General features: G+C 55.1%; 9 protein-coding genes and 1 pseudogene. 3 read left to right on the top strand and 7 right to left on the bottom strand.

Annotated elements, in window-relative coordinates:
- A partial coding sequence (locus ACR0C9_RS21415; protein WP_480782011.1) for a hypothetical protein occupies window positions 1–263 on the top strand: 263 nt, incomplete at its 5' end.
- Window positions 264–832: 569 nt separating this feature from the next.
- Here ACR0C9_RS21415 and ACR0C9_RS21410 read toward each other — a convergent pair.
- The 3 genes from ACR0C9_RS21410 to ACR0C9_RS21400 all read right to left on the bottom strand — a co-directional run bounded on the left by ACR0C9_RS21410 (window position 833) and on the right by ACR0C9_RS21400 (window position 4,599).
- The gene (locus tag ACR0C9_RS21410) at window positions 833–1,702 is read right to left on the bottom strand and encodes a potassium channel family protein (RefSeq protein WP_480782010.1); all 870 of its coding nucleotides are present in this window, start codon (window positions 1,700–1,702) and stop codon (window positions 833–835) included.
- A gap of 144 nt (window positions 1,703–1,846) precedes the next feature.
- Window positions 1,847–3,385 carry a BCCT family transporter gene (locus tag ACR0C9_RS21405; protein WP_480782009.1) on the bottom strand — a complete coding sequence of 513 codons (1,539 nt, stop codon included), beginning with the start codon at window positions 3,383–3,385 and terminating at the stop codon, window positions 1,847–1,849.
- Between the two features lie 74 nt (window positions 3,386–3,459).
- On the bottom strand, window positions 3,460–4,599 hold the full coding sequence (locus tag ACR0C9_RS21400) for an extracellular solute-binding protein (RefSeq protein WP_480782008.1): 1,140 nt from the start codon (window positions 4,597–4,599) through the stop codon (window positions 3,460–3,462).
- Window positions 4,600–4,745: 146 nt separating this feature from the next.
- Here ACR0C9_RS21400 and ACR0C9_RS21395 point away from each other — a divergent pair, with 146 nt between their 5' ends.
- Complete coding sequence (locus ACR0C9_RS21395) at window positions 4,746–5,594, top strand: LysR family transcriptional regulator (RefSeq protein ID WP_480782007.1); 849 nt, start codon at window positions 4,746–4,748, stop codon at window positions 5,592–5,594.
- A 414-nt stretch (window positions 5,595–6,008) separates the two neighbouring features.
- Here the strand turns inward: ACR0C9_RS21395 and ACR0C9_RS21390 are convergent, their stop codons facing one another.
- Entirely contained in the window at window positions 6,009–7,598 is a 1,590-nt protein-coding gene (locus ACR0C9_RS21390; RefSeq protein ID WP_480782006.1) for a solute:sodium symporter family transporter, read from the bottom strand.
- A 141-nt stretch (window positions 7,599–7,739) separates the two neighbouring features.
- On the opposite strand from ACR0C9_RS21390, the pseudogene ACR0C9_RS21385 reads away from it, so the two are divergent.
- Window positions 7,740–7,913, top strand: a pseudogene (locus ACR0C9_RS21385) (IS6 family transposase); the annotation flags it as partial.
- Between the two features lie 10 nt (window positions 7,914–7,923).
- Here the strand turns inward: ACR0C9_RS21385 and ACR0C9_RS21380 are convergent.
- The 3 genes from ACR0C9_RS21380 to ACR0C9_RS21370 all read right to left on the bottom strand — a co-directional run bounded on the left by ACR0C9_RS21380 (window position 7,924) and on the right by ACR0C9_RS21370 (window position 11,837).
- Window positions 7,924–8,061, bottom strand: coding sequence for a hypothetical protein (locus tag ACR0C9_RS21380; RefSeq protein WP_480782005.1), 138 nt, complete (start codon window positions 8,059–8,061; stop codon window positions 7,924–7,926).
- Window positions 8,061–9,692, bottom strand: coding sequence for a hypothetical protein (locus ACR0C9_RS21375; protein ID WP_480782004.1), 1,632 nt, complete (start codon window positions 9,690–9,692; stop codon window positions 8,061–8,063). Before ACR0C9_RS21375 ends, ACR0C9_RS21380 begins: the two co-directional genes overlap by 1 nt.
- Before the next feature lie 252 nt (window positions 9,693–9,944).
- Entirely contained in the window at window positions 9,945–11,837 is a 1,893-nt protein-coding gene (locus tag ACR0C9_RS21370) for a type IV secretory system conjugative DNA transfer family protein (protein WP_480782003.1), read from the bottom strand.
- Window positions 11,838–11,849 lie beyond the last annotated feature (12 nt).

Raw genomic sequence — 11,849 nt, 5'->3', positions numbered from 1 at the left:
ATGGAAACAAGTTCCTGGCCCGCTACAACGATCATGACAGCGTTTCAGTCGGCACCACGGCGACTTGGCGAGACGCGGACATTTCCACCGCTGCCGCCCATTTTAACAGCCAAGGCGTTCCGGACAGCTACGAGCGCGCCGAGGCCGTTGTTGGTGAGCTGCACCAAGTTTCATCCAGCAAGATTGCCGCCGTGGTGCAAGAGATTGCCCATACCCGCGAACAGGCCACCCACGTCCATGAAGATGATGGTCACAGCCTTTAACCACGGAGGACATGATAGATGATTGTTCGCGCTGGTGAATGTGTTGCCGGGAACAGCAAGACTACCGGGTTGGAGTAATGTGGGGTCTGTTCCGATTGGGACAGACTCTTATTGTTGGACATTCCGGGCTTTCGCCGCACGACGTTTGAATAGGCAAGTAGCGGACAAACCGGACTTGTGCGAGCGCAGCTATTGCTGACGCAGCATTCGGGCGCTTGCGCAGCACACTCATCTCTGCATTCTATTCAAGGCTCCAAACCGGCCATTGAAAGTCACACGGAGACCGGGTTTTCAAACCACTCCTTCGCTGCAACTGAGATCGACATTCGAGACGCGCAACTAACCAGACTTGTGCAGGAGCGGCTAATGATTGTGCAGAAATGGCAATTCGCCGATGCGGCAAATTCCCCGTTCCGATCAGTCAATGCCACTCCGGTTTTCCATTTCGATCCGGCCCATTGAGACAATCCGGAATTCTGAGATCGCAAGGCTGGCCTAGCCTGCCTGGGGATTGGGTGTTGATAGAAGGCGGACAAGGAAGACCTGATCGCGACCCGAACTGACCGGTTTCAATTCTCTTTTCCGCAATGCCGACAGACAAAGACCCGGGGCACGGTGCTTTCCGACGAAAGCTGGGACTTCACTTCGTTCAAGATCTTCACGCTGATACCATGGCGTCTTCTATAGGCTTTCAGTTCAAGCTCTTCTTCGGCGTCGATGACACCATCTTTCAATGCTTCCATCAGCATTTGCCTCATGTCTTCGCGTTTCCAGCGAATTTGATCGGCAAGGCCACTGGCCAGAATACCTGCAGGCAGAGCGGCCACACCGACACCGATCACACTGACGACAGAACCGAAGAATTGCCCGGCCGGCGTGATGGGCGACACATCCCCATAGCCAACACTGGTCAGGGTGATAATTGCCCACCACATGGCATGCGGGATTGAGGCGAATTTGTCCGGCTGGGCGTCATGTTCGACGATGTAGGCACCGCTTGCGGCCAGGATGAGCAAGACAAGCAACAGAAAGAACGCGGCAAAAAATGTGCTTGCCTCTTCACGGATTACGTCCAGAAGCATGGTCATCGCCGAGGAATAGCGCGTCAGTTTCAGCACGCGCAGCAACCGGAGCACGCGCAGGAACCGCAAATCGAAGGCAACCAGGAAACTCAGATAAAAGGGCAATATGGCAAAGAGGTCTATCAGTGCCATGGGCGAGAGCATGTAGCGCAGCCTCGGCCATTTGGCACCTTCATATTCGGCGCGCTCGGAGCTTATCCACACACGGACGGCGTACTCGATCGAAAACACCGCAACCGAGAAGACCTCGAAATAGGCAAAGAAGTCGGCATATGACCGGTACAGGCCGTCCAAGGTTTCAAGAATAACGGCTGTCACATTTGCGGCGATGAGCGTTATGAGGACAATATCGATCACCTTGCCCAGCCTGCCGGTGCCATCATTCGTTTCGAGAACGATAAATGTCCGTTTTTTCAGTCTGGAAGGCACGGTGGTCTCGCAAGTCGATTGAACAGGCGGGGCAAGATGACCAGCCCCGCCTTTGTGCAGAGAACAAGTCGGTTACCTGTTCAGGAACTCCAACTCGCGCTTGTCTTCGACGTCCGGCAAAGGATGCTCTTCATGCAGGGTCCTGACCATGCCGTAAATCATCAATAGGACGATCACTGCAATGGGTAGACCGGCGACGATAGACGCTGTCTGGAGCGCGCTCAGCCCTCCGGCCAGCATCAGCACCGCCGCAACGACGCCCGAGGTCAAACCCCAAAAGATTCGGAATTTGATCGGCGGGTGTTCGTCGCCCATCGATAGCATGGTGCACATGACAAGCGTGCCGGAGTCTGACGAGGTCACGAACCATGAGATCAGCAGGACCGTGATCAGCACGTAGACCGGAATAGTCAGCCAATCATAGCCAAACCCGGCGACCGTCGCGAACACGCCGCGCGCGTAATCCTCGTTCACTGTTTCAGCCACACCACTGTTGTAAAATAGATCGACGCCAGCTGCCGCTCCGCCAAAGACGCCCATCCAGATCATCACAACGGATACCGGTACGAACAAAACGGCAAGGGTGAATTCACGGATTGTCCGGCCCTTTGAGACACGGGCAATGAACATGCCGACAAACGGGCACCATGCGATCCACCAGCCCCAATAGAAGATGGTCCACCAGCTCTGCCACTGGTTTTCGGGATCACCGTTGATCCAGAACCCCATCGGGACAACATTCCAGAGATAGTCGCCTATGCCGGAAATCACGATGCCAAGGATAAAGGCGGTCGGACCCAGAATCAGGAACAGGATCAGCAATCCCAGACTGGCCATGACATTCATTTCCGACAGGATGCGAACACCCTTACCGACGCCCGAAGCCGCCGACGCGGTTCCCAGGACGGTAATGATGGCGACGAGTATCAACTGGTTTGAGACAGTGTTTTCCATGATGCCAAGGCGTTCGATACCGGCACCGATCGGAACAATCCCCAGCCCAAGTGATGTGGCGATGCCGAAGATGGTGCCGAAGACGGCAATCAGGTCAACCAGATTTCCCCACGGGCCGTAGATACGGTCCTTCAAAATTGGGTAGAGGGCCGAGCGGGGAGTAAGCGGCAGATCATTGCGATAGGCAAAATATGCCAGAGCCAGACCGGTCAGGACGTAAAGCCCCCAGCCGTGAAACCCCCAGTGGAAAATGGTCACGGTGACCGCCTTGACGGCCGCCGCTGTAGACCCATCCTCAATCCCGGCCTGTACATTAAACGGATTGCCCTGGATGTGGTACATGGGCTCGGCAACCCCCCAGTAGATGAGACCCGATCCCAGGCCCGCCGAAAACAGCATGGCAATCCAGGAAAAGGTTGAGAAGTCAGGCTCATCATCGTCCTTGCCCAGCTTAACGTCGCCGAACCGGCTGAGCATCAGCCATACGGAGAAGAAAAGGGCTGCGTTAACCACCAGGACATAGAACCAGTCCAATGTGCCAATGATAAAGTTCTTGCCGACCGCGAACACGGCCGACGATTTTTCCACATCGATGATTGTGTAGGCCACAAAGGCAATGATCATAGCCATCGAGGCAATGGCCATCGTGGCATTCATTCCTGTGAACAGTCCAGATTTTGCAATCAGGCTGTCCGCAGTTTTTTGCTGTTTTTCAGACATTTTAGTCCCCGTTATCGAGTTGTTCCAGACGGGCCCTGCAGACCCCCGGAGTTAAGCCAGGTCTGGAATGCCTCTTCGAGGCGACCATGGTTGTCCGCCCACCATTCGGCATCAGAAACGATGCTCTGCTTTTCGGCATAGGCTGGGCTGTTCGGCACCTTCGAAAGTATGTCATCCGACAAAAGCGCGAGCGAGGATTGACGGGTGGGACCGTTCGGCAGATGCGTCACCATATTGGCCAGGGACTCTGTTGAACTGGCAAAGCGAATGAACTCCATTGCCTCTTCCTTGTAGCGGCTGCCTTTGGGAATGCCGAACAGATCCAGCTCCAGCACGCGACCGTCAAAAACGATCTGAAAATCCGCGCCGTCGTTTTCAAGCGCCGAACTGGCCGTCGTTGCCCAGAGCGATGCCATGACCACTTCGCCGGAATTCAGTTTCCGAACCGGCTCAAGGCCCGCGGACCACAATTGCAAACCAGGCTTGATTGCATCCATCACAGACAAAGCCTGTGCAACACCATCCTCGGTTTCCAGTGTTGCGTAGACATCGTCACGCACCACCCCGTCAGCCATCAGCGCCCATTCCATGATGACGGTCGGGTCATTTCTGATCGCGCGGGGCCCCGGGTAGGTGCCCGTGTCAAAAAAATCTGCAATCGTCGATGGTGGAGAAGCCCCAAAGGTTGACTTGGAGTAGCCAAAGGCTGTCGACCATTGGATAACGCCAACGCCGCAATCGTTCAAAGCACCTTCAACAAAGTCGTCCGCCGCTGCGGTGCCGTCTTTGCCGCTGGGCAGGCCGATACCGGAAAGGTCTTCCAGCAAGCCTTCGTTACACGCCCGCAGTGAATCCGCCTGTGTGAGGTCAACGACGTCCCACACAACATTCGCCGATTCAACCTGATCGCGTATCTCAGAGATTCCGCCATCATAGTGCTCAACGTGCACCGTGATGCTATTTTGCTCTTCATAGGGCCGCACGAAACCCAGCATCTGAGATCGCATATAGGGACCCGTCCAACTCACGAATGTGATTTCATTTTTTTTGGCAACGGATTCACTCTGCGCCCAGGCCGGCGGTATCCAAGCCGTGCACGCAAGTGCAGCGGCCAAGACGAGCCGACCTTTGGGTATGGTGCATTTCTTCATCTAATCCTCCCGTTTTGTTATCTTTGCTCTGGTAATTCTGCCATGTTGATTTGGTCACTTTGTCATGCACCGAACTATTCATCGGTACGCCGCAGCATTCAATTCACATGACACCTCCTTATTAATCGGCTAAACCGATTAGCAAGATGCAGATCGATTGGATCGAAACCTTTCTGGACCTGGGCGAAACCCGAAGCTTCAACCGGACGGCGGATCGGTTGGGGATCACGCAATCGACCGTGTCGGGCCGCGTCCGCAGCCTGGAAGCTGCCCTGGGTAAGAGGTTGTTCAACCGCTCTCGGGCGGGCACCGATCTCACGGTCGAGGGTCTCCACTTCGCACCGCATGCGCGCATGATCCACCACAGCTGGACCGAAGCGCGCAACGCGGTCCGGGATGCCGGAGCGGGGGGTACCACAATTCGAATTGGCATTCAGAACGATCTCGTGGGGCACCATTTCAACGAGTTGATCGCAGATTTTCGCGTGGCGTTGCCCCATGCCACGTTCTTCTTAGAGGCGGACTACTCGGCCCAGATGAGCTCCGACCTGACAAACGGACTGTGCGATTTCGCCCTTGTCTTCTCACCCAGATGGCATCCGGATTTGCATTTCGAAACCCTGGGCGAAGTGTCCTACATCATGGTTTCTACCCATACGAACCAGCTCTCGGAGGTCACGCCCGAACGCTACATCACGCCCAATTTCTCGGACGCCCTGCCGGAGTTGCATAGGGGGCTTTACCCACATCTTGCGCATACGATGCTGTCGATCGGGCAGGATGCCGCTATGGTGGCGCTGCTTGAAAGCATGGGTGGAACCGCCTATGTCCTGCGCACATCGGCCGATCGCCTGATCCGGGCTGGCATTTGTCGGCTCGTGGCAGATGCCACGCCGCTGCTCCAGCCGCTCTACGCGGGCTGTCACATCAAAAACCGTCACCGTCCGGTTCAGCGCAGCCTGCTCGGCGTCGTGCGCAAGAGGTTCGGCCCGTGAAGAAACTGCGCTAGAACACTTTCAGTCCGCAACATTGAATTGGTAGCCTTATCACAGCGTTTTTTGGCTACGTGCGAGAATGCTTTCAACAGAGAGTTTGCTCCTTCCCAAAGGCAATAAATCCCCGGCCCGATCCTTGCGTATTTTGCAGATCCGCTTTGACGAAACAGAAGTATTCACACTGGGCAGAATCTCTTAAGTGCACGTTAGCGCAAACAGTCGTCGATAGGAGTAAGACAATGAAATACCTTCAGTTCAAAAAACTCCGTACCTTCTTTGCCGAGCTGGTTCGGGAGGCCTCGCTCAATGCCCCGCGCCTCGAGAACGCCCTGCGTTCGAAAGAAGGCTAACTCACCAACAGCAAAACGGCCCCAGTATTTTGGGGCCGCTTTCACTTCCTGGCAGGATACCAGATTAGGTAAAGATGAAATAGGTCGAGACAACGACCAGAACAATCACTGCTCCGACGGGCTTGGCCAAAGACCAGGGCGTCATGTCGACCGCGTGACTTTCGCGGGCGACAAAAGCAGGTTGCATCGGGCGAACCTTGCCGATCCACAACATGATACAGACGTTCATAACAAACAGTGCTGCCATGACGTGCAGGAAGTGCGGATATTGCTCAGCGCCAACGATGTTTTTCAGACCGAACTGGCTGATGATATAAAGACCAACACCGGAAGCGAGACCTATCTTTGCCGCAATTGGAGGAACATTTTTCGTAAAGACCCCAACCAAGATGATCGTCAAAATCGGAATTGAATAACAACCGTTCACTTCTTGCAGATAACCAAAGAGACCCTGCGGCGCGTTTGCAATGAACGGAGCGATTGTCATGGAAGCCAGAGCAAGTACAACGCCGAATTTCTTGCCGGCCATGACGGTTTGGGTATCCGTTGCGTCTGTCTTGAAGTGCTGACGGTAGATATCGACACCAAAAAGCGTAACTGAGCTGTTGAGCGCGGAATTGAAGGAGCTCAATACGGCACCAAACAACACTGCAGCGAAGAAACCGCGCAATGGATAGGGGAGAACTTCTGTTACAAGGCGCGGATATGCCTGGTCTGCAACCTCAAGGTCACTGAACAGGTGGTACGCGATGATGCCCGGCAAAACGACAATCAGCGGCCCAAGAATCTTAAGAACGCCGGCAAAGAGGAGACCCTTTTGCCCTTCTTTCAGATCACGTGCCCCCAGTGCGCGTTGAATGATCGCCTGGTTCGTGCCCCAATAGAACAGCTGCACCAGCATCATGCCGGTAAAGATCGTGGCAAATGGGATTGATGAGTCCGGGCCGCCAATGGCATCAAATTTTTCGGGATTGGACTGATAGAGCGTCGAAATACCGCTGAAGAGGCTACCTTCACCCACAGCGATAAGTCCGAAAATTGGCACCAGTAGGCCGCCTGCGAACAGGCCAACGGCGTTTATGGTATCGGAAACGGCAACAGCTTTCAGGCCGCCGAAGATGGCATAAATCGAACCGACGATCCCGATCGCCCAGACTGTTATCCAAAGAGCCGTTGTATCATTAACGCCTAGAAGTGCGGGAACTTCGAACATAGTGGAGAGCGCGAGAGCGCCCGAATAAAGAACAATGGGGAGCAGCACGACCACGTAGCCCGACAGAAACAGCAGCGACGTAATGGTCTTGGTCTGCGAGTCATACCGCTCTTCCAGAAAACTGGGAATCGTAGAAATTCCTGATTTCAGGTAGCGCGGCAACAACACTAGTGCTGTGACGACCATTGCGATGGCTGCAAGCGTTTCCCATGCCATGACCAGCACACCTTCGGTATATGCCTGTCCCGTCAGACCAACGATCTGCTCGGTAGACAGATTGGTCAGCAGCAGCGATCCGCAAATGACCGGCGCGGTCAGAGAGCGCCCGCCAAGAAAGTATCCTTCAGAGTGTTCTTCGTCGGTGCCTTTGGTCCAAAGATACGACAAGATGGCCACAAGGGCGGTAAACCCTATAAAGGCCAATATGTTGAATAGACCCATTGTCTCCTCCCGGGTTGTCTGGCTTTCAGGGTCACTAGCCCAAGTGAGGCGGCTCTATCATTCCAATATTCATACAGCATACTTATTCTGATCGGTGAATCGGAGTTATTGCCCTATTTCGCCCCCTACCCAAATCGACCCCTGATGGGGCGCTTTTAGTCTCCAAAGCAGGCGCAAAGGTGTCTTGCCGCCCACGATCAGATCAACACTGTCTTTCGCCCCCGTCGTTATCAACTCTCCACCGTCTCGCACCGCCACGCCAGGGCCGCTGCTTTTGAGCTCTGGGACGGCTACGCCCTCGAAATGACCGCCTGACAGACGTAGATCAGGCCGCATTCAGGCAGGCGCGAACAAGTTGGCAATGTCCAAACGGCTGTAATGGCGAGATGCGATTTCGATTCGAACGGAAATCCATCAGATCCGCCGCCATAACGCTCGGCGGCGGATCCGCTTTTTTCTGCATCAGCCGAAGTCGTCGAAACCAAGGAGGACCAATTGATCGATTACGCCGTTCGGCGCATCAATCACGGAGTTGTATGACGCGGCATCGAGGTTTTCATATCGCAGGTCTTCGGCTTGCACGCCCTCCAGCCGATAGACATGCCCTCCGTTGTTGAGCACCTCGATCAATAGATCGCCATCGGATTCGCTCACATCTATTTGCCCGGTGGACATATGCTTGAAGTCAATCACGTCCGACGCGGGATCGAAGTTGACCAGAACGGTCTTGGCCCAATCCCAACCGATCTCAAGCCGGTCGCCGGGATCTGTTGGTTCCGGCGTAGGACCTGGGTCCGGCGTGGGATCGGGGTCCAGCGTTGGATCAGGGTCTGGAGTAGGATCGGGCTCGCCGATGTCAGGGGGCAATTCGCCGGTCCGGGTCTGGTGGCCATCGGTCCCTGCTCCGGCGGGAGCTTCCGGCGTCAGGAGGCCGTCACGGCTGACCAGAGTGACATCTTCTTGTGAAAATCCGAACGGACCTTCCAGATTGTCCTCCATCACCTGATCAAAATGGAACTCAACCAGACCGGGCCACAGGTCGGCCAGCTCAACGTCCACCAATAGCGTGCTCTGCCCGGTCGGCTGCACCGATATCAAAAGCCCGTCGTCGGTGTCTTCGACCGACAGACGCTCGCGGGTGCTGAAATAGAGAAAGCTGAGCTTCATGGTCTGGGGATCGAATCCCTCGACAACATCATGCACCCCATATTCGTGGGACCGGATATAAACAGTGTCCGCCTCACGCGGACCAACGCCTTGCTCCCATGATAATGCGCCGCCGATATCTTGCCGCAGGTGTTCGTTGCCAACGATCCCGAAACTGTCGAGTGAAAGATCGTCGAACTCTACACCGACAAGGATCTGTTGCGCCGCACTCCACGGACTGTCAATGGCAACGTATCCCGATGCGGTTTTGGTAACGATCAGGCTGTGGACGGAATTAAACCCGAAATCAATGTCGTCAGTCGCAGGGTCGAAGCCAAAAATGTTGGCGCCGCTCACATTGGCCACATAGGTGGTCCCGCCGCTATCGTTGGGAGATTCAGGATCCGTCGGATCAGGGGCGGGATTAATACCGCCGTCTGTGTGCCCATCATGTCCTTCATGTCCGTCATGGCCATCATGACTGTCGTCAGCGGTGCCACCTAGAAGCGCAAAGACCTCGGCCTCTGCCCCGAAATCGCTGATCTTGAAGTTTTCCGGGCTAAGTTGGTCAAGTGTCAAGCCCTGCAATGTCGTGGACTGATTGTTTCCTGGTACTGAAATGACCACGCCTTGCGGCGTTTCCGTGATCTCCAGCACGTCAGCGCCGATCCAGCCGATATAGATAGTGCTGTGATGGGGGTCGAAATCTGTGGCGATCAGATGTTGCCCCCAACTCCAGTCGATGACGATATCGGCATTTTGCCGGGTGATGGATGTGCCTTGGTGCATGGAGGATATCTTTCGCGCTCTTACATCTGTGGACCAGTTGTGACGTACCCACTGTCTTACATTCAACGTAAACGGGAGAAAGACGCTGATCGGAGCGTAGATTCGCTGAGCTGACAGGCGGAAACTCGCCGTTTGGCTGTAGGATCCAGGGGAGGGCACCGGATCGCGATCGTCGGCATGATGTGGCCAACCGAAAGCCGTGCCTCACGTCGAACGAAAGCAATCACACGTTTTGGAACGATAAATGGCTGGTTTTCACGCCGCGCAGCGGCGCTGAAAATGTTGCGGTCGCGGCGATTGATCTGCCGCGTGCACTCGCAGCGAAAATCTCGAATTCACGGGTAGGGCTCAAAGAGGCCGTTCTCTGCATAATGAAGTAAGGTCCGGTTCGGCCGTGTCCTGTTACCCCCGTTAAGTGAAGGCGCTACTTTCAGGTCGTTTGGCTCTCATTTTCTCCATCGCCATATCTTTCGCTGACCGGCTTTTCCGCTTTGCGACCGTGCGCTGCGCATCAAAAGCCGCCTGAAGTTCCTGGTCTTTTTCTGAAACCTCTTTCACCGGGGCAGGGGCCGGTTTCGCATCAGCCAGCGCCTTTGCCGTGTCCCTGGCTTGCTCTACGGCCAGATCGAGGTGTGTGCCTTTTATCTTCGGAGTTTTGCCACCCAAAAACTGCATGAAATACGGATCTTCGAAGTATCGGATCTTGTTTGCAATCACCGGCATCTTGCCTTCGCGGATCAGCACAACCTCATTTTCCGGCAATCGGCCAACGTGTTCCGGCCGGAGCAGGCGAATGCCTTCCTCGCGTTCCGATATGCTGCCCATTTCCATTTTGCCGAGCGCCCGAGACTTCGACTTGCTCATGACTGTTTTGTCACCGATGGATCTGGACACGTGTTCGCGTACCTCTGAATCTTCGGACGCAGCAAACATTTGCGTCCCGGCGTTTGCCAGCATCGCCCGCACACCTTCATGCCCATAAATGTCCTGCAGGCGCGACAGCGTTTGCGAAATCACGATGATCCGACCCCCGAACGATCGCATAGTGTCATACGCTTCAACGACGCGCTCAAGGTGGTCGAGACGCTGAAACTCATCGAGCAGCATCAAAACCTTGAACGGCTCATCTGGGCCCGGTTCGTGGGTTTCGATTGTGTTCACCAGATCGAGGAAGAACAGGCGAATGAGTGTCCGGAACTCTTTGACCTTTTTCCCTGGCACAGAAAAGTAGATCGAGGTGGGGCGCCGACGCAGATCCTCAAAGTTGATGTCATTGCCCTGCGTGGCTCTTGCCACAGACGGGTTGCGCCAGAGCTGCAGGCCGGAGTTGTTCATAACCGAAATCGTTGACCGCAAGATTTTGGATTCTTCGGCTGCAAGATTCAGAAACTCATCTGCAGCTCGCGCATATCCAACTTCTTCAGCCATTTTCTCGTAGTCCTTTTGCTTGGTCGTTTTGACCAGGCGCAGGACTTCGGAAATGTATGGCCGCTTCCTTTTGATCGCCAACATCGCCATCGCGCAAAACATGCCTTCAACGCCACCCATAAAGCCTTGGGCGGACGAGCTGGGCGTGTCGAACATCTGCGTTGCAACCTGAATCACTTCTTCCCATCGCCGGTCCAGATTGTCGGCACGTGCTGCGCGGCGCAGAGGGTTGTAGCTGTGGCTTTTGTCTGGGTTCTCGGGATCGAACACAAAAACCTCATCGCCCATCGCTGCCCGGCGCGCACCCGTGGTCTGGAAAATCTCGCCCTTGATGTCCAGGACGACGCAAGAACCATTGAAACGCAGGACATTCGGGATCACGAAGCCGCTGGTTTTACCCGAACCAGAAGGGGCAATGAACATCGCGTGTGGCTTTTGAACTCCGGGGCCGGGCTTATAGTAGATCGCGTTTTTGTCCTTTGGCGGGCCGAACTTGGCAAACACGATTTCACTATCCAGTTGGTCTTTGAGCTTCAGCATCGAAGCATAGCCCTCCTGGACGAGTTGAGGGGCCTTTGCAAAGGTTGCATCACCGTATTTCGTTGAGGGACCACGCAGTGCAGCCGCCACGAATGCAAAGGTCAAAACTCCCACCGCGACCACCGCCACCAGACCCATGATCTGCTGCGTCTCTGCAGACTGAGCCATGAACTTCTCTGGGATCGCCCAGATGTCCAGCCCGCGAAAGCCTCTGGTGTTGATGTATTCGAGCGCCAGCCCGACCACCAACACCGCGCAAGCCGAGGTAGCGACAAAGCCCATTGTACCGGCAATCGCGACCTTCTTGCCTTTGGGTAGATCCTGGAACTCAGCCATCGGTTGGCTCGC

The sequence above is a fragment of the Ruegeria sp. C12 genome, assembly GCF_056537745.1.
The sequence above is the reverse complement of the archived record's forward strand: the minus strand, read 5'-3'. Positions and strand labels throughout refer to the sequence as shown.

Coding starts and splice junctions, on each gene's coding strand:
- ACR0C9_RS21380 (WP_480782005.1), bottom strand. CDS start 8,061: ATGCAGAAAAAAGCGGATCCGCCGCCGAGCGTTATGGCGGCGGATCTG.
- ACR0C9_RS21405 (WP_480782009.1), bottom strand. CDS start 3,385: ATGAATGCCACGATGGCCATTGCCTCGATGGCTATGATCATTGCCTTT.
- ACR0C9_RS21370 (WP_480782003.1), bottom strand. CDS start 11,837: ATGGCTGAGTTCCAGGATCTACCCAAAGGCAAGAAGGTCGCGATTGCC.
- ACR0C9_RS21400 (WP_480782008.1), bottom strand. CDS start 4,599: ATGAAGAAATGCACCATACCCAAAGGTCGGCTCGTCTTGGCCGCTGCA.
- ACR0C9_RS21395 (WP_480782007.1), top strand. CDS start 4,746: ATGCAGATCGATTGGATCGAAACCTTTCTGGACCTGGGCGAAACCCGA.
- ACR0C9_RS21390 (WP_480782006.1), bottom strand. CDS start 7,598: ATGGGTCTATTCAACATATTGGCCTTTATAGGGTTTACCGCCCTTGTG.